Below are 23,256 nucleotides of genomic sequence, written 5' to 3' on the forward strand. Positions count from 1 at the left end.
CTAGATCTTGATGTCTGTTTTTTTGGTTGTCTCGTCGCCGGTCATCGACTTGGCGGCTTTGCGCTGCAGCTCCTGGACGAGCGACGTGGACAGACGGGTCTGCTGATCGATCTCGGTTTTTTCCGGCCCATTCGAGACCGGGCCGATCGGAATCTTGCGCTTGCCGTCCATGTAGTGGTCGGCGAGCAGCGACTTGGCGATGCCGATGCCGCCGCGGTCAGCCATGACGTCGGCGACACGCTCGGCGAGCTGCGATTTCCACATGTCGCCTGCGAGACCCGTGCCATAGACGCCCTCGGTGTCCTTGGGCAGCATGTTCTGGATGAAGGTCTGCAGGACCATCGCCTCGAACTTCTTGAACTTCTTGGTCGGGTCGGCTGTTGCGGCGGCCTTGTCCGCCGTCGCGCGCGACAGGATCGAGCCGGCATCGAGCGAAGCCGCGGTGTCGACCGAAAACGTGCCGGCGACGCTGCCGGCGCGCTTGGTCAGCGCGGCGCGGGCAGCCTCGATATCCATCGGATCGGCAGCTCGGACGACATCCATCACGATGTCGCTGGGTGGAGAAATCGCCAAGAAGGTCCGCCTTTTGCCGGGTTTCCTTAGCCAGGACCATGCCTCAACAAGCTTGTGGCAGGCTTGCGGGGAGGCGGGCTTGATCTGGTTTCTCCGGGTCCAAGCCGCCTAGCCACCTTCCGTCAGGAAGCAGGAAGGCCAGCTCTCGACAGCATTTCGAGGAATCTCGCGTGATGATGATCCTTCACATAGCGAGGCACAAAGCCGGGGCAGACATTGCCCAGGTTGAGATGAGGAAGTTGTGACAGGCAATGGTGTATGGCCCTAGAGGCTTCTTCGTTGTTTCCGGTCGCCGACGCCGACGCGGCCCAGTAAAGGGCGCCGCGAACAAATCCCGGCTTTGTCCTGACCACCCTGCGGGCGACTTCGAGCGCCCGCCGATCGTCGCCGCCCGCAAACAGTGCGACAACCAAGCCATGATGACGCCAGAAATCGATGACGTCATGCGTTCCGAGCCGGATTGCCTCGTTCGCCTCACGCACTGCTTCGTTTACCTCTCCGCGCAATGCCAACAGCATCGAAATGTCGCCGTGGCCGGTCGGATAGCTTGGATTGAGACTGATCGCGTGCTGGCATTCGGCGATCGCTTCGTCGATGCGGCCACAGCTTTCGAGCGCGAATGACAGGATGCAGCGGGCAATTTCGTCGTCAGGCACCGCCCGTACCGACGCCGCCGCAAGCTCGACCGCCCGCTCGATCTGGCCCGGCTCCCTGGGTAACGAGCCGAACGCCACGCCCATTGAAATTATGATCGAGAGCGTCCGCTTCGCACGCGCGTTGTCGGCGCCTATGGAGACAGCTTTCTCGGCAAGTTCTAGCCCGATCAAAAGCGAGTCCCGGGTCATCTCAAAATACTTCATCAAAGCTTCGTTCACCAACCTGCGCACTTCGGGGGGACCAGGCGGGCTCTTGTCGCGGACTTTCCAGTTGGTCAGTTGAAGGTCGAGGATCACGGCCAAGACAACAGACTGTGCGATCCTGTCCTGGAATTCGAGCGCATTCTCGGACTGCCCGTCGAACTTCTGGGCCCACACGTTGTGGCCGCCAGCGGCATCGACAAGCTGGATGTTCACCCTCAGCCCATTGCCCGATCTTTGGACGCTGCCGCTAAGCACGTATCGCGCACGGAGCGTTCCCGGGATCTTGGTTCCTTCGGCACCACTTTTCTCCGCAGGCGGCTGTGCGGAGAGCACGACATAATCGGCCACCTCGGAAAGAGCCGTGGTGATGTCCTGCATGAGCCCCTTGGAGAAAAAGTCGTCGCCTTGCTTTCCGGTCAGATTGATGAAGTCGGCAACGCTGATCGATGGGCGCCCGTGGCGCTGGTTGGCTGGAACAGTATTTGCCGACTGTGTATTCGACGCCGTATCGGTAGACAGCATGGATTGCCAAAGCGCTCGCGTTTCCGGGCCGACCTCGACCCCGAACTCTTTCTTCAACATGCTTCTGCAAACTTCGTATGTCCTGATCGCCCTGTCGCGTTGACCCGACGCGAGCAGTAATTCCATCTTGAGCCGATAGGACTCTTCCCGCGTCGGTTCCATGACGAGAACGCGATCGACCAGTATGATTCCGGTTTCCGTGTCAACGAGACGGGCCAATTTTTCGAAAGCTTCAAGTGCGCGGCTCAGCAATCTGTCGCGTTCGGATGTGACCCAGCCATCGAACCCATCGCTTCCCAGATAAAACCCGTCGAGGAACGGCCCGTTGTAGTTCGCCAGAGCCTTTTCGAGTTCCGGCACAGAACGGGCCGTGAGGCCTGCTTCGAACTCGTCCACGTCAACCCGAACCGCGTCTGGCGTGAGGCCAATCGATTCCCCGCGGGAATGGATAAGATTCACGCCTGCCCGCGATAAATCCCGGCGCAGAATACTGAGGGTTTGCCTCAGACTGTTGCGGGAGTGTTCGCTATCGCTGTCACTCCAGAATAGATCAGCCAGCCTCTCCCGTGTCGCTGCCATGCCTGGAGACCGGGACAGATAAGCGATGATCGCAGGCCCTCGTTTTCCTGTCAGCCGGAGCGAATCCGCCATGGCATTTTCGATCCTGAAACCACCGAAGAGTGAGATTCTATTTGTCTCGTCCTTATCTTCATTTTGCATTTGCTCTCCCCGCCTGACGAAATTCTAACTCAAAACTAACGCTTCGCAAACAGTAGCGGCCCACCCTCAAGCGCTGCCGTGATGCAGGATTGTCTAGGTCCGGCGAGTTAGGGGGCCGAGTCATCAAGAACTTGGCTTGAGGGGTGCCGGGTGTCTGAGACCAGAGCCAATTTGCTGCTGCTGTTGGCGGCCGCTATATGGGGCCTCGCCTGGCCCGAACCCTTCCGTAGTGCAGTGCTCGCCAGCCGGTTGCCGGCAATGCTAGCGACAACCGTAGCCCTCGGGGGGACCTTCCCGCGGGTCTGGTTGGGCGAGTCCTTCGCGGCGCTCGCCATGCAACTGAGTTTGCTGGGCTGTTACCTTCTATGGACCAAGGCGGATCTGCTGCTGCTCGGCGCGCGGAGCAAGGTTCTTCGCGAGATTTCCACATGTTGAAAAGTAACTGTTTGAGAATGCCCGTCTTGAGGTGGAGAATGACATGTTGGGTAGTATGCATCGGGGCGTAGGTGCCCTGTCCGTAGCGGCCTCTTTTCGCGAGCAGGCGTGCGCGATATGCAGGGGTACCCTGATATCGGGGACAGAGCGGTCAGCCGAAGGGCCAGCAAAGCGTGCCGGCCTATTTTTGGCGCTGGTAGGGACACTTGGAGCTTCGGTGGTTTGGGCGCCGCAGGCCTGGGCGGCCAACGTCGATGTTGCCGTAGTATTCGCTGTCGATTTCTCATCCTCGGTCGATCCAAAGGTCGCCGATCTACAGCGCGAAGGTCATGCTGCGGCACTTACTTCTCCAGAGATCATCGCCGCCATCGCGCGCAATTACGTCGGCTGCATCAGCGTTGCCTACTTTGAGTGGTCAAGTCCCGGACACTCACGCGTCGTGCTGCCGTGGACAAACATCTGCGGGCTGGAAGAAGCCAGAGCGGCCGCATCGGTGATCAGCAAGAAAGGAGATACCGGCTTCGCCCGTCGGGGGCGGAGCGGAACGTCCGTATCGTCGGCTATTGATGTCGGTGCCCTTCTGCTCGACCAGTTTCCGGGAACGGCAGCAAAGAAAGTAATCGACATCTCAGCCAACGGCGAGAATAATGATGGGCTTCCTGTTCAGCCGAGCAGGCTGAACGCCGTTGCCAAGGGGTATACAATCAACGCGATTGCCATTCCAACGCAGGATGAGGATCCCGATCAACCGTTGGCATCCTATTTTGCCAAATCGGTCATTGGCGGCTCCCAAGCCTTCGTTATAACGCCGAAGGGACCGAGTGACTATGTGATGGCCCTTCGCCGCAAGCTGGTTACGGAAGTAAGCATGGACGTTAGCCGGCAGGCGGATGGACTCTCTACGCAACATTGATGAGTTCGGGCAACGTTCCGGCTCCGCCAATTACTCCTGTCTCCGCTTCTGCGCGATCAGGTCCAGCCGCTCGCGGTCTGATCTCTCGCGCTCGTCGCGGTTGCGCAGGTCCCTGTAGGCGCGCTCGACCATGTTCGTGCGGGCGGTTGCCGCGGCGATGAGGGCGGCTTCTTGTCTCGCGCCTTCCAGGCTCTCCTCCTGGCGCACGACGGCCTGGGCGATGCGGCGATGATAGAGATCGGGGAACAGGCTAGAGAGGGAATTGTCCTGGTCGAAATGGCCGATCAATTCGCGGGCCTCGGTCTCGGCGGCGCTTGCCGCGGCGACGAAGGTGGCGTGGCGGGTTTCGTGCAGGGCTTTCAGCTGTCCCTGCACCTTGACCAGTTTCCTCAGACGATCCTTGCGCGTGCTCATGTCACCTCGCCAGCGTGAGGTCGACGAAGCCGTCGACGAACAGCGACAGCATGGTGCCGGCGGCGAAATAGAAGATCAGCATGCCGCCGGCCATGACGAAGGGCTGCGAGATGAAATAAATCGGGATCTGCGGCGTCAGCTTGTTGACGAAGCCGATCGTCAGATTGACGAGAATGGCATAGGCGACGAACGGGCTGCCGAGGCGGATGACCAGGAAGAAAGTGTCCGACACGGTGTCGGTGATGTCGACCAGCGCCGCCTGCGGGTTGAAGAAGACGTTGACCGGCGCGACCGTGTAGGACGCCACGAGGGCGCGGACGATCTCGTGATCGAAGTCGAAGACGAACAGCATCAGCAGCGCCGAGAACGAAATGATGGCGGCAAGGGCTGCCTGCGGCTCCGGTTCCTCGATCGCCGGTCCGCCGGAACCGCCATAGCCGATCAGCATGGCGATGGCCGAGCCCATGAAGCGAAGCGCCTCCATGTAGAGCCTGGTCATGGCGCCGATCAGCCCGCCGACCAGCAACTCCGAGATGATCATCGGCACCAGGATCTGCGGACGCGGATCAACGAAGGGAAAGATCTTGTCCCACAGGAAGGCAAGCAGGCCGCCGGTGGCGGCGATCGCGACGAACAGCCTGACCTGGACCGGGACGCGGGCGCTGGACAGGCCAGGCATCAGCATGAAACAGGCGCCGATGCGGCAGAAGGCGAGGAACGCCGCGATGACGACGGCCTGCGAGAGAACGCTCACGATATGGTCCCGAGCACCCTGATCTCGACGCCCTTGGCGATTTCGACATGGGAGAGCACCGGCAGCGTGGTGAACAGGCGCTCGATGATCATGCGCACATAGGGGCGGGCGTCGGGCGCGGTGACGAGGACAAAACGCTCGCCGGCTTCGAGGTGTTTCTTGATCGCCTTGGTGGCGTCCTGGCCGAATTCCTCCAACTGGCGCGGATCGATGTCGAATTCGCGCACCTCGCCCTTGGCGTCGCGCTTGAGGCTCTGGTGGAAGGCAAGGTCCCAGCGGTTGCCGAGGCGCAGCACCTTGAGCACGCCGCCTTCGGAGAGGTCGCCGCAGATCTGCTGGGCCATGCGGATGCGCACATGTTCGACGATCTGCTCGGTGCGGCGCACATGCGGCGCGATCTCGGCGATGGCTTCGATGATGAGATGCAGGTTGCGGATCGAGACGCGTTCGGCAAGCAGCAGCTTGAGCACCGCCTGCAGGCCGGGATAGGAGATGTGGGTGGTGCAGATCTCGTCGGCGAGCTTACGGTATTCCTGGTCCTGGCGTTCGAGCAGCGCCTTCATGTCCTTGTAGGACAGGAGCTGCGGCAGGTTGTTGCGGATGACTTCCGAGAGATGGGTGAGCAGCACCGACATGTTGTCGGCGAAGGTGAAGTTCTCGCGCTTCAGATCCTCGGCGAAGGTCTCCATGACGGAGTAGGCGCGCATGCCGAAGGCGGGCTCGCGAATCTCCTCGCCGGGGATTTCGGGTATGTCGCGGTTGCCGAGCAGCACCATGATCTCGCCGACGCGCATCGAATATTCGGCGACCACGGTGCCGTGCACCTTGATCTGATAGCTTTTCGGTGGGATGGCGAAGTCATCGGCGACGCGCACTTCCGGCACGACGAAGCCATACTGCTGGGCGAATTTCTTGCGCATCTTGGACATGCGGAAGACCAGTTCCTGATGCGAGACCAGGAGCCGGGTGGAAAGCTGCTTGCCGATCAGCAGTTCGATCTCGGCGGTGGCGAGCGAGGCCTTGACCGAGTTCTTTTCTTCCTCGGCCTTGCTCGCTTTTTCCTGGCTCTTCAGCGCCTCGGCCTCGGCGACGGCCCGGTTGTGGCGCATTGGAATGACATAGCCGAGGCCGGCCATGCCGGCGGCGAGCGCGAAGAACGGGAACAGTGGCAGGCCGGGCATCAGGCCGAGCAGCACCAGCAGTGCGGCCGCAACGTAGAGCGCGCGCGGATGGGCGCCGAGCTGGCCGAACACGGCCTGGTTGGTCGAGCCGCGCGTGCCGCCCTTGGAGACCAGCAGGCCGGCGGCGAGCGAGACGATGAGCGCCGGGATCTGAGTGACGAGACCGTCGCCGACCGACAGCTTGATGAACACGTCGGCGGCCTCGCCCATGCCCATGCCGTGCCTGATGTAGCCGATGGCGATGCCGCCGACGATGTTGATGGCGGTGATGATGAGGCCAGCGATGGCGTCGCCGCGGACGAATTTCGAGGCGCCGTCCATCGAACCGAAGAAGGAGGATTCCTCTTCCAGTTCGCGGCGGCGCAGTTGCGCGGTCTTGTCGTCGATCATGCCGGCGGAGAGGTCGGCGTCGATCGACATCTGCTTGCCGGGGATGGCGTCGAGGGTGAAGCGCGCACCGACCTCGGCGATACGGGTGGCGCCCTTGGTGATGACGATGAAGTTCACCACGATCAGGATCATGAAGACGATCAGGCCGATGACGAAATCGCTGGCCATCACCAGCTTGGAGAAGCCGGCGATGACATAGCCGGCGGCGTGCGTGCCCTCATTGCCGTGCGACAGGATCATGCGCGTGGTGGCGATGTTGAGCGACAGGCGCAGCATGGTGGCAATGAGCAGCACGGTCGGGAAGGACGAGAAATCGAGCGGCCGCTGGATCCACAGCGCCACCATCAGGATCAGCACCGAAAGCGCGATCGAGAAGGCAAGCCCGATGTCGATGAGAAAGGCCGGGATCGGCAGGAACAGCACGGCCAGGATGACGACGATGCCGAGCGCGAAGAAGACGTCGCGGCCGTTCTTGGCCACCGCGCCGGGCTGGATGCTTTCGCTGATCGCCATTCTCGTCCTCGAAACCCTGGGCTGCCGAGCATGCGACAGCCCGGCGAGGGTAGCTGGCCAAGCTTGCGCGAGGGTGGGAGAGTGACGGAATCGACTCTCTCGCGAAGGACACCTCATGCTGCTGATCATCGGTACGATCCGCCTGCCGCCCGACAGGCTCGACGAGGCAAGGCCGGTGATGGAGCGCATGGTTCGCGCCAGCCGCGCCGAGGACGGCTGCCTTGAATATTCCTATGCGCAGGATGTGCTTGATCCCGGTTTGATCCGGATCACCGAGGTGTGGCGCGCCAGACCGGCCCTGGATGCGCATTTCCGCTCGCCGCATCTTGCCGACTGGCGCGCGAGCTGGCCGGGGCTCGGCATCGGCGAGCGCAATCTCGTGCTCTACGAGGCCGGCGAAGCCATGCCGACCTGAGCGGTCCGGCGCCCGGATCCTTGCCGCGCTCCGGCTCGGTGGACGCATTGTGCTGAAAGGGCACGGTTAGTTCGCAACTGGCGGGCGGCCCCGTCGGCCCAAAGCGGGAAAGGCCGGATCGGGCGGTTTCGCGGCCATAATGGCGCCTTTGATGTCGGCATTGTGGTTGTCACGACGTGCCGCCCGGCGTATCAGGCGGGTCTTCCTTTGCCTTGATATCGGCGAGCCGCCCCGGTGCTTTCCAGAAACCAACCCCAAGTCTACGCCCGCCGGCTGCGCGCGGTTCTTTTGAGGTCAGTCCCTCTGCTGGAGGCGCGCGGTATCGCCGTCGTCATGCTGGCGGGCGTTATCGGCGTCATGGCTGGCATACTGGTCACCGCGATGAGCCAGATCGTACAGGACCTGCACGGGCTGCTGTTCGGCGTCCAGCCCGGCGGGCGCCTGTCTGGCATGTTCTCGCTCGCCAATCCGATACAGGCGCTGATCCCGGCGATCGGCGGTATCCTGCTCGGGATATCGGTGGTCTGGCTGAGGCTCCGGAAATTCCGCACGCCGGTCGATCCGATCGAGGCCAACGCGCTCTATGGCGGGCGCATGTCTCTGACCGATACCTTCATCATCGTCGTGCAGACGATGATTTCCAGCGGCTTCGGCGCTTCGGTCGGTCTGGAGGCGGGCTACACGCAGGTCGGCTCAGGCGTCGCCTCACGGCTGGCGCGCGCTTTCCGGTTGCGCCGCAACGACGTCCGCATCCTGGTTGGCTGTGGTGCCGCCGGCGCCATATCGGCCGCCTTCGACGCGCCGCTGACGGGCGCCTTCTACGGTTTCGAACTGGTCATCGGCATCTACTCGGTCGCCAATGTCGCCCCTGTCATGACGGCCGCGATCTCGGCGTCGCTGACGGCGGAAGTGTTCGGCGGCGTGCCCTTTCCGCTCGAGCTTTCAGGGTTGCCGCAACTCACCGCCAGCCAATATGTGCCTTTCCTGTTGCTCGGCCTGCTTGGCGGTGCTGCCTCGATCGCCATCATGCAACTCGTGACGTTGATCGAGCGTGGGTTCAACCGCCTGTCGGTCGACGCCTCGCTGCGCCCCGTCATCGGTGGTGTGCTGGTCGGCCTCCTCGGCCTGATCACGCCGCAGGTCCTGTCCAGCGGCCACGGCGCGCTGCATCGCGAGTTCGCCATGAATTACGGGCTGGCGGTGGTGGCCAGCGTCTTCGTGCTGAAGCTGGCGGCGTCGGCGATCTCACTGGGTTCGGGCTTTCGCGGCGGATTGTTCTTCGCCTCGCTGTTCCTTGGTGCGCTACTAGGCAAGTCGTTCGCCGGTGTCATGGCGCTCGTGTCGCCGGCGACCGGTATCGACCCCTCCGTCGCCGCCGTTGTCGGCATGACGTCGCTTGCCGTCGGCGTCGTCGGCGGGCCTCTGACCATGACCTTCCTGGCGCTGGAATCGACCCGCGACCTGACGCTCACCGGCGTGGTGCTGGCCGCCTCGATCATGGCGGCGATCCTGGTGCGCGAGACCTTCGGTTATTCGTTCTCGACCTGGCGCTTCCACCTGCGCGGCGAGACGATCCGCAGCGCCCACGATGTCGGCTGGATGCGCAGCCTGACCGTCGGCTCGATGATGCGCGAGGACATCAAGACCGTCGATGCGTCGACGACGCTGGCCGCCTTCCGCAAGGAATTCCCGCTGGGTTCGGCCCAGCGCGTGATCGCCGTCGACCCGGGGGATGAGTATGTCGGCGTGCTGATCGTGGCCGAACTGCATAGCGATCCCTCCGGGGGCGAGGTGCCGGTGCGCGACCTTGCCCAGTACAAGGATGCCGTCCTGGTGCCCAGCATGAACGTGCAGGCCGCCGCCGAGACCTTCCAGCGCGCCGGCGCCGAGGAACTGGCCGTGGTCGAGGACTTCGCCGACCACATCGTGCTCGGGCTGCTGACCGAGGGCCATTTGATGCGGCGCTATGCCGAGGAACTCGAAAAGGCCCGCCGGGACCTGTCGGGAGAGGGGTAGGCGCCGCGAACCTTTGAATTCGTCAGTGCTCGATCGGCCCCTTGGCCATCACCAACGCGGTGCCGGCGGTCGTCGGGCGCTCGATGACGCGGCGCACGCGCGGCGGCTCGTTGCCCGAGTGCAGCGCCCGCAAGCGCTCGCCGACCATGGCGTCGGCTTGGGTGATGCGACCGTTATGCCTGACATATTCGAGCCAGGTCGGCGTGTGGTAGTGCTCGATCCAGATCGACGGATTTTCGAGATCGCGCGCCAGTGTCCAGTTGCGGGCGCCGTCGCGACGGCGGATGCGGCCGCGCTCGGCCATGGTGGCGAGGAATTCCGCCTCGTCCTCGTGCCGGATGATGTATTCGATCATAATGGCGATCGGACCGCTGCGCGGCTTCAGGTCAAGTGCCAGGTGCGGCTCCTTGAAGCGGTTGAGCGGGTCGAGGTTGAGCACCTGCTGTTGCGGCAGCGGCAGCACGAGGCCGATGGCGCCCCCGGCCAGCATGGCGATGGCCGCGGCGATCAGCGCCGTCTCGGCGCCATGCGCGTCGGCGACGACACCCCAGATCCAGCTGCCCAGTGCTATGCCGCCGAAGGTTGCGGTCTGGTAGACCGACAGAACCCGGCCGACCACCCAGCGCGGTGTCGCCATCTGCACGGTGACGTTGAAATGCGAGAGCGCGATCACCCAGCAGGCACCGCCGACCAGCAGGCCGAGCGAGGTCTGCCAGGCATGCTGGCTGACGGCGGCGTTGAAGGCGCAGGCCGCAAAGCCGGCGAAGGCACAGCGCACCATCGTCTCGCTGGAGAGCAGCTGCCGCAGCCGCACGCTGATCAGCGCCCCGCCGACGGCGCCGATGCCGAAGGCGCCCAGCATGATGCCGTAGGTCAGCGCATCGCCCTTGACCACATCGCGCGCCACCAGCGGCAGCAGCGCCAGCACCGCGCCGGCGCTGAAGCCAAAGGCGGCGCCCCTGACCAGCACCTTGCCGATATTCGGCGACATGGCGACGTAGCGCAGGCCGGCGCCCATGGCGGCCCCCAATGACTCGCGCGGCAAGGTCGAGGCCGGTAGATCCGGCTTCCAGCGTGCCAGCACGACGATAAGCCCGACATAGCTCACCGCGTTCGCCGCGAAGGCCGCGGCCGCGCCGGCGGCCGCGACGATGATGCCACCGATTGCCGGGCCGACGCTGCGTGTCAGGTTGAAGCCCATGGAATTCAGCGCCACGGCGGCAGGCACCTTGTTGCGCGGAACGATGTCGCCGACGGAGGCCTGCCATGACGGGCTGTTGAGTGCCGTGCCGCTGTCGATCAGGAAGGTAAAGGCCAGCAGCGTCCACGGCGTGATCAGGTCCAAATAGGTGAACGCGGTCAAAAGCACCGAAACGACCAGCATGAAGGTCTGGGCGACCAGCATCACCTTGCGGCGGTCGAAGCTATCGGCGATGGCGCCGGCGACAAGCGCGAACAGCATGATCGGCAAGGTGGTCGAGGCCTGGACCAGGGCGACCTGATAGGGCGAGGTGGCGATGGTGGTCATCATCCAGGCGGCGCCGACGCCCTGGATCAAGCCGCCGAAATTGGAGACGAGGCTCGCGCCCCATACGGCCCGGAAGATGCCATGCCGGAACGGCGCCAGCGCCGAGACGCTTTCGCTATCCGGCTTCTCGTCAATCATGGATGGGTTCCTGCCACGGCGCGCTGATCCTTGCGGGAATCCGTTTCCCCGCATGATTTGCCGAAACTATGGCATCGCGGCGCAAAGGGCGAATGCCTTGCAGGGAAGATCATGGTCCAACAAGGGGATAGCGAAGGGCCACACGCTGGCGCCGCCACCGCAAACCGTCGCGCCCTGAATGGCACTCCACAGCATGTCGCGGCGAACCGGATTCGCCCGACCTGCTGTAAGCTTCTGATTCTATGCACGTCGTTGTTCCGGAACCGGGAACCACTTCCGGGCGACATGCATTAGCCGCAACCCGGACGCCTGCTAGCTGCGTTCCATCCCGGCGCAAATCTGGGCGGAAGCGTCGAGCACCCTTGCTGGAAATCGCTCAGAAACCGTTCTGGATGCGCTCGAAGATGACATTGGTGAAGGCCGATATCTGGCCGCCGATGAAGGGACCCGTAAGCGCCACCACCAGCATGATGGCGACGATCTTGGGCACGAAGGTCAAGGTGATTTCCTGGACCTGTGTCAACGCCTGGATCAAGGCGATGCCAATGCCGACCGCCATGGCGACCAGGACCACCGGAGCGGATGCGGTCAGCACCGTCCACACCGCATACTGGACGATGTCGAGTGCGTCGGCCTCATTCATGTCGGCGGTTGGCCTAGCTCGCCGGCTTGATCGACACGCCCGCGCCGACAGGGACCGTGGTGCCATCCTGCAACACCGCGATCAGTCCGTTGCTGCCAAGCGTCACCGACGCCACCGTGCCCGTTGTCTTGCCATCGGCCGAGGTGATGTTGCGGCCTATGAGAGCGTCGGCCTGCGACAGCGCCGAGGACTGCATGATCTGGTCGAGCTTGGTGTTGGTCTGCACCGATTGCTCGACCTGGGAGAAGGTGGCGAGCTGGGCGACATACGCCGTCGAATCCATCGGTTTGGTCGGATCCTGGTTCTTCATCTCAGCGATCAGAAGCTTCAGGAAGGACTGATAGTCTACCGCCGTCTTCGAGGTCGACGTGGTGGCCTGGTTGGCGCCAACCGGCACCGTCGTCGTCATGTCCACGGTCATCAGTATCGTGCTCCCACGGCCAGCGGGCGCGCGGCGCCCGGAACATCGTCATTGCCGCCAAGCGCGCGGCGTTCGAGAGGATAAAGCGAACGGATCGCCTTCAAGGCCTCGTAGATGTGATCCTCGCCGACCATGCGGTCGACCTGTTTCAGCGCGCTGCCGATCTCGGCGTCTTCGAAACTTGCAATGAGCAGTGGCAGCGAGCGGCGGAACATCTCGCGCGCTTCGTCGGCGCCAGCGGGGTTTATCAGCATGACCTGCACGATGAAATAGAGCTGCCGCAATGGCGTCGACGCGTCGTCTGCTTGGATCACATGGCTCTCGAGCAGGAACTGCACGTCGTTCATCAGCTCGATGGTGACCTTGCGGTCGACGCGGATGACCGCGCCGTTGATGTAGATCTTCTCATTGGGCTTCAGCGATAACTTCAACGTGTTGGTCATTGAATGCCGTCGCGGATGATCTGGGATACTTCGATCAGCCCCTCGAAATTGTCGGTGCGGCCCTGGCGGATGTCCTCGGCCTCGCGCAGCAGCCACAGGCCGATGGAGATCAGGTTGGCGCGCAACTCCTTGGGGAGCGCATTGTCGCTGGAACCGAGATCCTCGACGAAGGTGGTCCAGACGCGATTGGTGAAATGCAGCGCCTCGACCGCCTCCATCGAATGCTGGCCTGCCGCGGCGGCGGCCGACAGCATGTCGATCGAGCGGGTCAGGAGGTCCCGCTCGCGGTCCTTGGCGTCCGCGACGGAGGTGCTCTGAACGTCGGCGTAGGAGAATTGGTACATCGGTGGCTCTACCGTTCCGCTGGAGGTGTCAGGTCAGGTAATTCAACAGGCTGAGCTGCTGCAGGCGCGCCGTCAGGGCGAAAGACGTCTCGATATGCTGCGTCAGATTGGCGACGCGGGTCGCCGCTTCCGCCGGATCGACTGCCTCGAGATCCAGAATGTGCCGTTCGAACAGGTCGATCTGCGTCTTCATGCGGTCGCTGGCATCGGAGACGCGCTTCTGCACGATGCCGGTCTGGGATTGGACCTGGGCGATGCCGCTCAGCGCCTCGCCGACCAATTTCTGCGAGTGGTCGATGATGGTGTCCTTCGCCGCCTGGCTGATGTTGGTGGACATCAGGCTGGAGACCAAGGCCGCCGCCATGGCGAGCTTCCTGATGCCGTCGCTGTTGGCCCCGGTCGAGGTCTCGGTGGTTTCGTTGAGCGCGATGCGGCTGACGATCTGCTGGTCGGTCGCGTTCGACATGTTGGTCTGCCAGCCCGCGCCGAGGAACTGCGGCGTGACATCGTTGGTGATGAAATCGTCCATCTGGGCCGCGGTGATGTTGGCCGCGGCCGGATCACTGGGCGGGAAGCCGAACTTGGCGACGAAGGAGGCGTCAAAGGCAGCCTTGGCGGGAGAGCCGGCGGCCGTGAAATCGTTGATCGGCTTGACGTCGGTGTTGGTGCCAGCGAACAGATATTCGCCGTTGACGCTGGTGTTGAGGATCGACGTAAGCTGCTGGATCGTTGTCTGGCCGGTCGATTGGGTCAGGCTGTCGGAGTTGTCGCCCGACGACGCGGTGGTCAGGCTGGACAGGAAAGTCTGCGCGACGCTGGAGAGCTGGCCGAGCGAGGTCTGGGTGGATGAGAGCCGGGCGGCCACCAGTCCGTTGGAATCGACAACGACGTTGAGCCGGTCGAGGTCGCGCGAAAAGGTGACGGACTGGGCGGTACGTCCACCAAGTGCCAGACCGACATCGGCGACCTTGCCGGTCGAGGACTCTTTCGTGGCTTTGACGAGATCGGCCTGCATGCGCATCTGCTGATAGCGCATGGCATTCGTAAGGGCAGCAGAGGAGACAAAGGTCATGGCTTATCCCACCGCGCTCAACAGCGCCGTCATCATGTCGTCGATGGTCTTCATCATCCGGGCGGATGCCTGATAGGTGTGCTCGAGATCGAGCATCAGCGACATTTCCTGATCGACATTGACGCCCGTTGCGTTGGACAAGGCATCGGCACTGCGCTGTGCCAGGGCTTCCTTGGCGTCGGCGGCGGTCGAAGCCTGCTGACGAACGCCCTGCAACCAGCCGATCGAATTGGCGGCGTAGTCGGCAACGCTGGAGGTTGCCGAAATCCCGGCCAAGGGATCGAACGTCATCGGCTTGTCGAGCTGGTCGCCATAGGCGACCAGAAGGTTGGAGTATGAAGCCCCGCCAGTGGTGTTGGCGACGTAGGCGACGCCATTGGCCCCCCCATCGCGCAGCAATGTCGGGTTGCCGCCGGTGCTGGGATCCATCGCGGCATTGATCTTGATCGTTCCAGCAAGGCCGTCGACGAGCGTGCCCGCGGCTGGCACCGCCGGTGCGCCCGACCAGGTGAACAGGCCCGCCGCATTGGGCATCGACGGTGCCGTTTCGGCAAAGGCGGTGATCAGGCCGCGCGCGGTTTCGTCGAGCTGGCTCTGCATGGTCGAGGCGACGCCGTCGCGCAATTGCAGCAGGCCGGCAATGGTGCCGCTGGCGGTGGTGTTGCCGCCGCTGCCCGCCGAGACCGGTACGTTGTCGATATAGACCGTGTTGCCGGCCGCACCCGCGGCGTACCCCGAAGACGGGGCGAAGCTGACGGTGCGTGGGATCGTCTCGAACAATGTCGTGCCGTCACCCGTGGTGATGACCATGTCGTTGTCGCCACGCGTGAAGGTCGACACCGGAATGTAATTGGCGATCTTCTTCAACAATGCGTCGCGTTGGTCGAGCGCATCGGAAACGTCGGTGCCTGAACGGGTTCCGGACATGACCGCGGTGTTGGCATCCTGGAACTGGTTGAGCAGCGAGTTGAGATCCTTGACGGCGGTATCGATCTGGCCGTCGGTTTGGGTACGAAAATCCTGAATGGCCTTGGAGCCTTCATTCAGGGACCGCACGACCTGTTTGGCCGCGTCGATGACGCTCGAGCCAAGATTCTGGTTGGACGGTGAGGTGGCGTACAGCTGCAACGCCTGCTGCAGATTGCCGATCGCTGTCGAAGGCGAGGAGGCGTTGTCGACGCCATTCACCGAGACGTCGAGCTGATCCATGCCGTTGTAGAGCGCGCTCTGGCCGGCATAGGCGGACAGAGCGCCGAGGTTCTGGCGAAACAGCAGGTCGTTGGCCGCACGCTGGACATCAACCGAACGCGCGCCGGGCGTCGTGCTGGTGACCAGCGCGATGCGGCGCGAATAGTTCGGATTGTCGGCGTCTGCCACGTTGCGCGTGACGACGCTTGTCTGCCGCGAGGTGGCCAGAAGCGCCGATTGGGCGATGCTCAGTGCGGAGGAAAGCGACATGCTGGTCTTTCACGGGCGAAGCCCGGTTTATCTCTTCAGGTTGACAAGGACGTCCATCAGGTCGGAACCGGTCTGGAAGACTTTGGAATTGGCGGTGTAGCTGCGCTGGGCCGCGATCATGTCGGTCAATTCCTCCGCGATATCGACGTTGGAATTTTCGAGCGCGCCCGAGATGATCGAACCGGCCTTGCCTTCGTTGGCAAAGCCGACACGGATCGCACCGGAGTCGGTGCCTTGCGCGTAGACATTGCCAGGCAGCGCCTTGAGCTGGTCAGGGCTCTGCACGTCGGCCAGCGGAATTTTGTAGAGCGGCTTGGAGGTGCCATCCTTGTACTGGGCGTAGATGGTGCCGTCCTTGCTGATCTGCACCTTGTCGATGGTGCTCGGCGCGTTGCCGTTCACCTGGGCGTCGGTGACGGTGAAGCCGGTGCCGAGCTGGGTCAGCTTTGACAGGTCGAGGGCAAGGCTGGCGCCGCCCGGTACGGTGAATGAAATGCCGGTCGGGGTGCCGGTGAGCTTGCCGGTGGTGGTATCGAAGGTCAGGTTGGCCGTGCCCAGGGCGCCGCCGGCAGCGTAGGGGAAGCCAGTTCCGGCTGTCGCCTTCGACTGGTCGAAGACCGCCACCTCCCAGGTGCCTGCGCCGGTGTTGGTGAAATAGACGTCGAGCAACTTCTTGTTGCCGAGATTGTCATAGGCGACCATCGACGACTTCGAAGTATACTGCGCTCCCGCCGAGTTCGTGCTGGGCAGGTTGATGGCAGCGACCGGTGTCGCACCTGCCGGCAGATTGCCGCTGAAATTGCCTTGGGTGCTCGGCGTCGCGGTCAGTCCCTGGTCGGAGATGACAACCGGCTCGAGACCTTCGAAGCCGTTCACCGTGGCCGCCGGCGTGCCATTGGCGTAGCTGTAGGCCATCAGCTGGAAACCGGCGGCATTGACCAGCCGGCCCTGTGCGTCGGGAACGAAGGCGCCGGCGCGGGTCAGGAAAGGCGTGCCGCTTGGATCCTGGACGACGAAGAAACCATCGCCGCTGACGGCAAGGTCGGAGACCGAGGTCGTGTATTGAAGTACGCCCGGATCGCTGACCGCCTGGCGGATCGTGGTGGTGACGCCGCCGGAATTATAGGCGCCACCGGTCGACGGCATGATCAATGTCGAAAATTCGGCCGAGGACCGCTTGTAGCCGGTGGTATCGGAGTTGGCGATGTTGTCGGCTGTCGTCGACAGGCGGTTCGCCTGGGCGTTCATGCCCGAAACGCCGGTCCGCATCATTCCGTAGAGGCTCATCGAGATGTCTCCGCAATATCCATGCCACTGGCTTCGAGGCTACGCGTCCTGTCTTGCGCGAGGCTGGCGCGGTGCCGCATCAGAACACGAGCCGGTAGCCGAGGAAGCGCTTGGAATCGATCGGGTCGGTGCCCAGCTTCTCGCGCAGTTTCTTGCGCAACTTGCTGATGTGGCTTTCAACCACGTTCTCTTCGACCTCTTCGTCGAAGATGCCGTAAATGGCATTGAACACCTGGGTCTTGGTGACGCGGCGGCCACGGTTGCTCGCCAGATATTCCAGGATACGGCGCTCGCGGCGCGGTAAGGGCAGCGGCTGCCCGTCGATCTCGGGATCGCGGCCGTCCATGAAGATGCGCATGGCGCCGATCTCGGTATAGGCGACATCCTCGCTGGCGCGGCGGCGGATGGCGGTGATGCGGGCCAGGATTTCGCGGATGTGCACCGGCTTGCGGATGACGTCATCGACGCCGCTCTCGAACAACCGCAGCGTGTTTTCCAGCGAATGCTGCTCGCTGAGCGCAATGACCGGAGCTCCGGTGCGGTCGCGGATCTGGCGCGGCGAGATCGCGCCGTCGCGACAGTCGCCGATCAGGAAGGCCCGCACCGATCGCAGATCGGTGTCGGCGGCCGAGTTGACCCACTCGCCGAACTCGCCCGGCGCGAAACCGGCGCAGGCGATCCCCTCGCGGTCGAAAAGTGAATTGTAGCCCTCTGTCACGAGCTCTCGCTCGTCAACGATAACGATCATCGGCCCCGCCTCCGAATCAGCACATTTGCCCCGTGGGGAAAGGCGTATCCGCTGGCGGGAATCCTGAACAACCGTCATTTCTTGTAACTAGTTTCTTGGGAGTCCGGAATCGTATCGGTTGCATTAGCGTGCAGCCAGATATGCTTGGGGGCCCAAGTCTCGGCCAAGTCGAATCGATCGCTTCGCAGCCACGGGACTGATGTATTAGAAGTGGAAAATGCGCTTACGGGTTGCAGAAGGCGCGTGCGTTCGTGGTCCATTTGCCGAAGCCGGTGGCCACCATGTTGGCGATCACCCTGCAGACATAGACCTTCTGCGCCGGGTCGTTGTCGGGTCCGGCATGATAGCGGGCGACGGCCATGGACCAGGTCTCATGGCGGGCATGGAGGCTGGCCAGGAACCGTGCCGCGTAGTCGACGTTCTGGCGCGGGTCGAGCATGTCCTCGACGCTGCGGAAATGCGAGGCATGGTAGTGATGGTTGATCTGCATGCAGCCGAGATCGATCAGCGTCTTGCCCTCGCGCTGGGCGTTGGCGAAGGCGGCAAGCGCTTCGTCCCGGTTTCTCGGGAAGACTGCTTTTCCTTCTATATTCAAGGCGTTGGGTTGAAGGCTGCCCTTGTTTCCGGTTTCCGTCAACCCGACGGCATAGAGGATGCCGGCAGGCACGCCATAGCGGTCGGCGGCACGCAGGATCTCGGGTTCGCAAGGATTGGTGGCGGCGCCTGCGCTGCTCGCGAGGCTAGATAAAAACACCGCCGCCAGCGCGCTCGCGAGAAGGCGAAGCGGCGCGGCCATGTGCTTGCGCTTCATCATGATTACCCCTTGCGGATTGCTGACCTGACTGCTGGCCGCCGGTTCCACTGTTGCCGCCGCCGGAATTTCCGGGCTGGAAGGATGACGGATCGCGGCCGGGTGCAGCGCTCATCGAGGCGGTTGCATCCGTGCGGGTTGTAGAGGGAATTGCTACCGAAGGTTGCAGAATGGTGACCTTGTCAACCTCGAAGCCCAGCCCGCGCAGCGACTTGACGATCGCCTCGCTGTCGCTGGAAAGCCGGCGATAGGCATCGTGTGTTTCGGGCTTCAATTCAATCGACAGTTGTTCTCCGGAGAGCCGAAGATGGGCCGTGACCATGCCCAGTTCGGCCGGGTGAAGTTCGATCTTCAACACATGTGTCGGAACGGCAACAGAGCCTGTCAGCTGAGCGGTCGCGGAAGCCGTGGAAAGCGCCTGGTTCGGACCGCCATCGGCTGAAATGGCGCCGATAACGTTGAGGGCTGCCTGGCTTATCGGTGCTTGCGGTGGGGCGGGGAAGCTGCGCTCGGAAACGACGTCGATGCGCGCCGCCGCCGACTGCTGTTTTCCCGGCTCGGACCGCAACGAGGACTGGAGATCGGCGATCGATTTCAGCTGCGGCGCTGCCTGCTTCGTCTCCACGCCCGGCACCTCCGCAGGCGCCTCGGGCAAGGGGCCGGCCGCGATCGTACTGTCATGTTTCGGCGTGCCGGCGGCATCGCGAATGAGCCGGCCGTCGAGTTTCGTCAACGGTCCGTCGACCAGCGATACCCGCTCGGGCTTGGCCATGGGTTCGAGACCGTCACGTCCGGCGGCGGATTTCTGCCGATAGGCCTTCGGCGGAAGCTGTCCAAAGACCGCGGCGTCCTGTTCCGTTCCGGCCGCGCTCTGGTCGGCCGTTTTGGCCGATGTCGAGAAATGGCGTAGGTCATGAAACGCCATCAGCAGCGCTAGATGCTCGTCGAGCGGCGTCGCGCCCGATTCGGCGGCCGGCGCGTCGGCATCGGCATCCTTGTCCGTCCCGGCGTCCTTGCCGTCCTTCATGGATTTCGCGGCAGACGATCCGCTCGGCGTGGTCCTTGCCTTGCCGGCCGGCCTAGGCTCGTCCTCGCCTGCCTTTGCCGCAAGCTCCGCGGCAAGCTTGCTCCACCGCGGATCGCGGGAGCCTGGCCCGGCCGGTGGCTGCTTCTCCGAATGGGCAGGGCTTGCGCCGCCGTGCACCATCTCTCCGAACCCGGTGTCGTCCTTCTTTCCGGACGCGGCCGGCTGCTCGGCCGTGCGCGCGGCGGTAAATCCGGGCAGGGCCGGGCCGAGGCTGGGGGTCATTTCGGGGCGGCTCCAAGCATCTGGTCGATCAGGTCTAGCTGTCGACGGGTTTTCGTCATGGCGGCGTCGGTCGGGTCTGTCGTGTCGGCGCTGGCCGCGACCGCCGGGGCCGATGCCGGCAGGACGGTTGCCGCGTCGGTTGCCGGCGCGGATGTGTTCGGCGCAGCGGGCGCAGCGGCCAGGGGCGCCAAGGCCGGCTTCTCGGACACGGCACCCTCGACGGGTGGCAATCCGGCGGCATCCGTGGTCGATGCGGCCGCAATTTCGGGTTCGGGCGATGGTACGACCGGCGCGGGCGCCGGATTTGCGACCGGAAGGGAAGCAGGCGGCGCCACCACTTCGCCGGCGATGGCCTGGGCCGCGTCGAGCAAGGCCCGGTCGCCGTCCGATAATTTGCTGCGGTCGATCTTGCCAAGTTTGGTGCGCACGTCCTCGATGGTATCGGAGGTCACCGTGGACAGGCTGGAATAGAGCAGGGCGCGCGGATCGCCCTGATTGGTGTTGCCGTCGCGACCCTGTTCGGCCCGCGCCGAGGCGAAGGCCGACAAGTCACTCATGCCGTCAATCGCGGCGCGGCGTGCGATACGCAGATAGATCACCTTCTCGCGCTCGGGGTCCATCATCGAGGTGATGTCGGCCAGCTTGTCCTGGCTGATCGACATATGCAGTGCAATGACGCCGGAGACGAAGGAGTCGGCGAACTGGCTGGCGTAAGGCGAATAGAGGTAGCGCTCGACATATTGGGTGGAGGCAAGCGCGAACCGCGCCGCGTCGCCCTGCGTCACGGCAATGCCGACCGAGCGCCGCAAGGCCGCTTCCTCGACCAGAGTGCCGGGGCTGAGCAGCTTGGCTTCATCGAGCAGCGTGAGTGCGGCCGCCGGCTGATCCGTGGCAAGCAATGAGCCTTTGACCAAAGCGAGGAACGCGCCGAGGTCGCCTGGCAGGGTCATCGGGTCGATCGGCCTCAGGGCTTCGATCGCCTCGCCTGGCCGGCCGTTCAGATAGTCGATCACCCCTTTGGCCATGGCAAGGTTCCGCGGATCGGAGGCGGCGCGCGACACGGCCGCCTCGACGGTCACCGGATTGCCGCCGCTCATGCCGTAGACCAGCAACGCCCGAAAATTCTTGGGATCCTTGAAATCCTCGGCGTCCGCCGCACGCAACCGCGCATCGGTCATCTCGAGCAGCTTGGCCTGCATCGGCATCGCGGCATGATCGCCGGCCGCGATGCGGTCCTGAACGAGCTGCAACGAGCGGACCAGCTGATAAGGCTGCAGCGTGTCCTGGGCGAGGCCCGCAGAGGGACAAGCCGTGGCCAGCAGCAACAGGCCTGTCATACGGCTGGTGAGCGCCGCCCGTTTCATCCGCCGGTCGCCATCAGGATCTCGATGCGGCGGTTGGCCGCCGACAGCGGATCAGCGGCATCCTTGGGCTGGCGATCGGCGAAGCCGGCAACCTCGGTGATGCGGCGTTCATCGACGCCGCCACGCACGAGCATGTAATAGGCCGAGTGCGCGCGCGCCGTCGACAGCCGCCAATTGTCGTAGCTGGCACCGCGGAAGGGACGCGCATCGGTGTGACCGTTGATGCTGATGGTGCCTTTCTGGCCGTTGACGATGCGGCCGATCTTTTCCATCGCCAGCACCAGTTCGCGGCTCGGCACCGCCGAGCCGACCTCGAACATGCCGAAGTCGAGCTGATCGGTGATGGAGATGACGACACCCTTGTCGGTGGCTTCCACCGAGACGCCGTCATGCAGCTTGTCGCCGGGCTTGAAGGCATCGGCCAGCTGCTGCTTGACGTCGGCGGCGGCCTTCAGCGCGGCGGCGGTCGGAGCCTTGTCCGTCTCGGATTTTGCGGCCTCCTGCTTCGCTGCGGCCGTGTCCGCCTTGGCCACATCCGCGGCCTTGCTGTCTCCAGCCTCGGCCTTGGTATCCCTGGCCTTGGCATCAGCAGTCTTGGCCATTGTCGCCGCGGCGTCCTTGCCGTCCCCGGCCAGGGGCTCCAGTGGCGCATCCTTGATCGGCGGCGCCGGCGGCACGGCCTTGACCTTAGCGATCTGTGTCTCGGCAGCCTTGTCGCCGGGCTTGAGCGGATCGCCCTCGACCCTGGGGCGCTGGGCACTCGCCTCGGCGCCGGGCGCGGCGACCTGCTGCGACCAGAAGTCCGGCTCGAAAGGATCGCGGTAGGACGCGCCACCCGAGGCGCCCGTCGCCGGGCCGGAATTCTGCGCGCCGCCATCGCCCTTCTGGCTGACATTCTGCATGACGCCGGTATCCGTGGCGATCTCCGAAAGCACCGCATAGGGGTCGGCGAAAAGATGCTCGTCGGACTGTTGCGACTGCTGCGGCTCCTGCTTGTCCTGTTTGCGATTGGACGAGCCCGCGGCGCCGGTGCCGTCCTGTCCAGCCTTGGTGGTCGCTTCCTGCGGGTCTTCGGCCGTCGGCCCGGCCGTGCGCGGTCCATTGCCGAGATCCTTAAGGCCCTTGCGGCTCGATTCGCGGTCGACCAGCTTGACGGGGTTGAAATAGCTGGCGACGGCCGTCTTGGTCTGTTCGTTGGCGGCATTGATCAGCCACATGACCAGGAAGAAGCACATCATCGCGGTCATGAAGTCGGCGAAGGCGATCTTCCAGACGCCGCCATGATGACCTTCGTCGTGGTCGTCATGGCCGCGCCGCACGATTATGATCTCGTGCCTGCCATGATCGGCTTCGGCGACGCTCATGACAGGACCTCGGACAGGGTTACCGACCATTCGGCCATGCGCGTCTCGAACACGGCCTCTTCGATGGTGACCATCAGGTCGAAGCCGGGCGCCTCGATGAAGTCGAGGTTTGCGGCGCGTGACCCAAGCGACGCCTTCAGTGTTTCGAACAGCGAGAGCGGCCCGCGAACGGCGATGCGCACCGCTTCGCCATCGCCAACGGCTTCGCGGATCGCGCCGGCGAGCGCTTCGAGCGAGCGCTTCCGCAGATCGTCGCTGACAACGCCGCCGATGATGCGGGCGACCGTGGCGGCGACAAGATCCGTCACGCGCGCTTCCATGGCGTCGATGCGCGACGAGACCGCCTTGCCGACATCGCCGCCGAAGCTGTCGAGAAAGGCCTTTGCTTCCTCGGCATTTGCCTGGCGTTCCGCTTGCAGCGTTGCTTCATGGGCGGCGGCAAGCCGTTCGCCGAGCGCCGCCTCCGCCTGGGCAACGGCTTCGGCGATCAGCGTGCCGATATCGGCCGTCGGTGCTGCCGCCTCGGGCTTATTCTCGGCGGTGGCCTGCGGCTGGCTGGCGCGTTGCACGCGCGTGCCGAAATCCGGGAGAAGATCAAAGAGGGCTGCGGAGGGCATGGT

The 23,256-nt window shown here is 63.8% G+C and carries 23 protein-coding genes; 4 read left to right on the top strand and 19 right to left on the bottom strand.

Going from position 1 to position 23,256, the window contains the following annotated elements:
- Positions 1–573, bottom strand: coding sequence for a rod-binding protein (locus LB571_RS17740; RefSeq protein WP_224596415.1), 573 nt, complete (start codon positions 571–573; stop codon positions 1–3).
- A gap of 122 nt (positions 574–695) precedes the next feature.
- Positions 696–2,675: a BTAD domain-containing putative transcriptional regulator gene (locus LB571_RS17745; RefSeq protein ID WP_224596417.1), complete on the bottom strand. Its 1,980-nt coding sequence runs from the start codon at positions 2,673–2,675 to the stop codon at positions 696–698.
- A gap of 150 nt (positions 2,676–2,825) precedes the next feature.
- Between LB571_RS17745 and LB571_RS17750 the strand changes: the two genes are divergently transcribed.
- Complete coding sequence (locus LB571_RS17750) at positions 2,826–3,110, top strand: hypothetical protein (protein WP_224596419.1); 285 nt, start codon at positions 2,826–2,828, stop codon at positions 3,108–3,110.
- Positions 3,111–3,153: 43 nt separating this feature from the next.
- Positions 3,154–4,023 carry a DUF1194 domain-containing protein gene (locus LB571_RS17755; protein ID WP_224596421.1) on the top strand — a complete coding sequence of 290 codons (870 nt, stop codon included), beginning with the start codon at positions 3,154–3,156 and terminating at the stop codon, positions 4,021–4,023.
- Between the two features lie 30 nt (positions 4,024–4,053).
- Here LB571_RS17755 and LB571_RS17760 read toward each other — a convergent pair whose 3' ends face one another.
- The 3 genes from LB571_RS17760 to flhA are packed head-to-tail and all read right to left on the bottom strand — an operon-like array spanning position 4,054 to position 7,275.
- Positions 4,054–4,437 carry a hypothetical protein gene (locus LB571_RS17760; protein WP_224596423.1) on the bottom strand — a complete coding sequence of 128 codons (384 nt, stop codon included), beginning with the start codon at positions 4,435–4,437 and terminating at the stop codon, positions 4,054–4,056.
- A gap of 1 nt (position 4,438) precedes the next feature.
- Positions 4,439–5,191 carry a flagellar biosynthetic protein FliR gene (gene fliR, locus LB571_RS17765; protein ID WP_140619428.1) on the bottom strand — a complete coding sequence of 251 codons (753 nt, stop codon included), beginning with the start codon at positions 5,189–5,191 and terminating at the stop codon, positions 4,439–4,441.
- Positions 5,188–7,275 (bottom strand): flagellar biosynthesis protein FlhA, encoded by a 2,088-nt coding sequence (gene flhA / locus LB571_RS17770; protein ID WP_015315887.1) that lies wholly within the window; start codon positions 7,273–7,275, stop codon positions 5,188–5,190. The genes fliR and flhA overlap by 4 nt, the downstream gene beginning before the upstream one ends.
- A gap of 115 nt (positions 7,276–7,390) precedes the next feature.
- Here flhA and LB571_RS17775 point away from each other — a divergent pair, with 115 nt between their 5' ends.
- Positions 7,391–7,690: a putative quinol monooxygenase gene (locus LB571_RS17775; RefSeq protein ID WP_015315888.1), complete on the top strand. Its 300-nt coding sequence runs from the start codon at positions 7,391–7,393 to the stop codon at positions 7,688–7,690.
- A gap of 234 nt (positions 7,691–7,924) precedes the next feature.
- Entirely contained in the window at positions 7,925–9,706 is a 1,782-nt protein-coding gene (locus LB571_RS17780; protein ID WP_140661808.1) for a chloride channel protein, read from the top strand.
- Positions 9,707–9,728: 22 nt separating this feature from the next.
- Here LB571_RS17780 and LB571_RS17785 read toward each other — a convergent pair whose 3' ends face one another.
- The 14 genes from LB571_RS17785 to LB571_RS17850 all read right to left on the bottom strand — a co-directional run bounded on the left by LB571_RS17785 (position 9,729) and on the right by LB571_RS17850 (position 23,253).
- Positions 9,729–11,372, bottom strand: a complete 1,644-nt coding sequence (locus tag LB571_RS17785; protein ID WP_015315890.1) for an MFS transporter — start codon at positions 11,370–11,372, stop codon at positions 9,729–9,731.
- A 376-nt stretch (positions 11,373–11,748) separates the two neighbouring features.
- On the bottom strand, positions 11,749–12,015 hold the full coding sequence (gene fliQ / locus LB571_RS17790; RefSeq protein ID WP_013893193.1) for a flagellar biosynthesis protein FliQ: 267 nt from the start codon (positions 12,013–12,015) through the stop codon (positions 11,749–11,751).
- Between the two features lie 13 nt (positions 12,016–12,028).
- Positions 12,029–12,436 carry a flagellar hook assembly protein FlgD gene (gene flgD, locus LB571_RS17795; protein ID WP_140619436.1) on the bottom strand — a complete coding sequence of 136 codons (408 nt, stop codon included), beginning with the start codon at positions 12,434–12,436 and terminating at the stop codon, positions 12,029–12,031.
- Positions 12,436–12,879, bottom strand: coding sequence for a flagellar biosynthesis repressor FlbT (gene flbT, locus LB571_RS17800; protein ID WP_015315892.1), 444 nt, complete (start codon positions 12,877–12,879; stop codon positions 12,436–12,438). Before flbT ends, flgD begins: the two co-directional genes overlap by 1 nt.
- Positions 12,876–13,223: a flagellar biosynthesis regulator FlaF gene (flaF, locus tag LB571_RS17805; protein WP_015315893.1), complete on the bottom strand. Its 348-nt coding sequence runs from the start codon at positions 13,221–13,223 to the stop codon at positions 12,876–12,878. The genes flbT and flaF overlap by 4 nt, the downstream gene beginning before the upstream one ends.
- Before the next feature lie 28 nt (positions 13,224–13,251).
- The gene (locus LB571_RS17810; RefSeq protein ID WP_015315894.1) at positions 13,252–14,295 is read right to left on the bottom strand and encodes a flagellar hook-associated family protein; all 1,044 of its coding nucleotides are present in this window, start codon (positions 14,293–14,295) and stop codon (positions 13,252–13,254) included.
- Between the two features lie 3 nt (positions 14,296–14,298).
- Positions 14,299–15,753, bottom strand: coding sequence for a flagellar hook-associated protein FlgK (gene flgK / locus LB571_RS17815; RefSeq protein ID WP_015315895.1), 1,455 nt, complete (start codon positions 15,751–15,753; stop codon positions 14,299–14,301).
- 27 nt (positions 15,754–15,780) lie between these two features.
- Positions 15,781–17,040, bottom strand: a complete 1,260-nt coding sequence (locus tag LB571_RS17820) for a flagellar hook protein FlgE (RefSeq protein ID WP_140661810.1) — start codon at positions 17,038–17,040, stop codon at positions 15,781–15,783.
- A 79-nt stretch (positions 17,041–17,119) separates the two neighbouring features.
- Entirely contained in the window at positions 17,120–17,788 is a 669-nt protein-coding gene (locus tag LB571_RS17825) for a response regulator transcription factor (RefSeq protein WP_015315897.1), read from the bottom strand.
- 223 nt (positions 17,789–18,011) lie between these two features.
- On the bottom strand, positions 18,012–18,599 hold the full coding sequence (locus LB571_RS17830; RefSeq protein ID WP_224596506.1) for a transglycosylase SLT domain-containing protein: 588 nt from the start codon (positions 18,597–18,599) through the stop codon (positions 18,012–18,014).
- Complete coding sequence (locus tag LB571_RS17835; protein ID WP_224596426.1) at positions 18,529–19,908, bottom strand: flagellar hook-length control protein FliK; 1,380 nt, start codon at positions 19,906–19,908, stop codon at positions 18,529–18,531. Before LB571_RS17835 ends, LB571_RS17830 begins: the two co-directional genes overlap by 71 nt.
- Positions 19,905–21,272: a chemotaxis protein MotC gene (locus LB571_RS17840; RefSeq protein WP_224596431.1), complete on the bottom strand. Its 1,368-nt coding sequence runs from the start codon at positions 21,270–21,272 to the stop codon at positions 19,905–19,907. The genes LB571_RS17835 and LB571_RS17840 overlap by 4 nt, the downstream gene beginning before the upstream one ends.
- Entirely contained in the window at positions 21,269–22,636 is a 1,368-nt protein-coding gene (locus LB571_RS17845; protein WP_224596434.1) for a MotB family protein, read from the bottom strand. Before LB571_RS17845 ends, LB571_RS17840 begins: the two co-directional genes overlap by 4 nt.
- Positions 22,633–23,253, bottom strand: coding sequence for a hypothetical protein (locus LB571_RS17850; protein ID WP_224596437.1), 621 nt, complete (start codon positions 23,251–23,253; stop codon positions 22,633–22,635). Before LB571_RS17850 ends, LB571_RS17845 begins: the two co-directional genes overlap by 4 nt.
- Between the last annotated feature and the right edge of the window lie 3 nt (positions 23,254–23,256).

The organism is Mesorhizobium sp. BR1-1-4 (assembly GCF_020165375.1).
Lineage (GTDB): Bacteria > Pseudomonadota > Alphaproteobacteria > Rhizobiales > Rhizobiaceae > Mesorhizobium > Mesorhizobium australicum.

Coding starts and splice junctions, on each gene's coding strand:
- flaF (WP_015315893.1), bottom strand. CDS start 13,223: ATGTACCAATTCTCCTACGCCGACGTTCAGAGCACCTCCGTCGCGGAC.
- LB571_RS17825 (WP_015315897.1), bottom strand. CDS start 17,788: ATGATCGTTATCGTTGACGAGCGAGAGCTCGTGACAGAGGGCTACAAT.
- LB571_RS17835 (WP_224596426.1), bottom strand. CDS start 19,908: ATGACCCCCAGCCTCGGCCCGGCCCTGCCCGGATTTACCGCCGCGCGC.
- flhA (WP_015315887.1), bottom strand. CDS start 7,275: ATGGCGATCAGCGAAAGCATCCAGCCCGGCGCGGTGGCCAAGAACGGC.
- LB571_RS17840 (WP_224596431.1), bottom strand. CDS start 21,272: ATGAAACGGGCGGCGCTCACCAGCCGTATGACAGGCCTGTTGCTGCTG.
- LB571_RS17775 (WP_015315888.1), top strand. CDS start 7,391: ATGCTGCTGATCATCGGTACGATCCGCCTGCCGCCCGACAGGCTCGAC.
- LB571_RS17850 (WP_224596437.1), bottom strand. CDS start 23,253: ATGCCCTCCGCAGCCCTCTTTGATCTTCTCCCGGATTTCGGCACGCGC.
- LB571_RS17755 (WP_224596421.1), top strand. CDS start 3,154: ATGTTGGGTAGTATGCATCGGGGCGTAGGTGCCCTGTCCGTAGCGGCC.
- LB571_RS17745 (WP_224596417.1), bottom strand. CDS start 2,675: ATGCAAAATGAAGATAAGGACGAGACAAATAGAATCTCACTCTTCGGT.
- fliQ (WP_013893193.1), bottom strand. CDS start 12,015: ATGAATGAGGCCGACGCACTCGACATCGTCCAGTATGCGGTGTGGACG.
- LB571_RS17785 (WP_015315890.1), bottom strand. CDS start 11,372: ATGATTGACGAGAAGCCGGATAGCGAAAGCGTCTCGGCGCTGGCGCCG.
- LB571_RS17830 (WP_224596506.1), bottom strand. CDS start 18,599: ATGAAGCGCAAGCACATGGCCGCGCCGCTTCGCCTTCTCGCGAGCGCG.
- flgD (WP_140619436.1), bottom strand. CDS start 12,436: ATGACCGTGGACATGACGACGACGGTGCCGGTTGGCGCCAACCAGGCC.
- flgK (WP_015315895.1), bottom strand. CDS start 15,753: ATGTCGCTTTCCTCCGCACTGAGCATCGCCCAATCGGCGCTTCTGGCC.
- LB571_RS17810 (WP_015315894.1), bottom strand. CDS start 14,295: ATGACCTTTGTCTCCTCTGCTGCCCTTACGAATGCCATGCGCTATCAG.
- LB571_RS17845 (WP_224596434.1), bottom strand. CDS start 22,636: ATGAGCGTCGCCGAAGCCGATCATGGCAGGCACGAGATCATAATCGTG.
- LB571_RS17760 (WP_224596423.1), bottom strand. CDS start 4,437: ATGAGCACGCGCAAGGATCGTCTGAGGAAACTGGTCAAGGTGCAGGGA.
- LB571_RS17820 (WP_140661810.1), bottom strand. CDS start 17,040: ATGAGCCTCTACGGAATGATGCGGACCGGCGTTTCGGGCATGAACGCC.
- flbT (WP_015315892.1), bottom strand. CDS start 12,879: ATGACCAACACGTTGAAGTTATCGCTGAAGCCCAATGAGAAGATCTAC.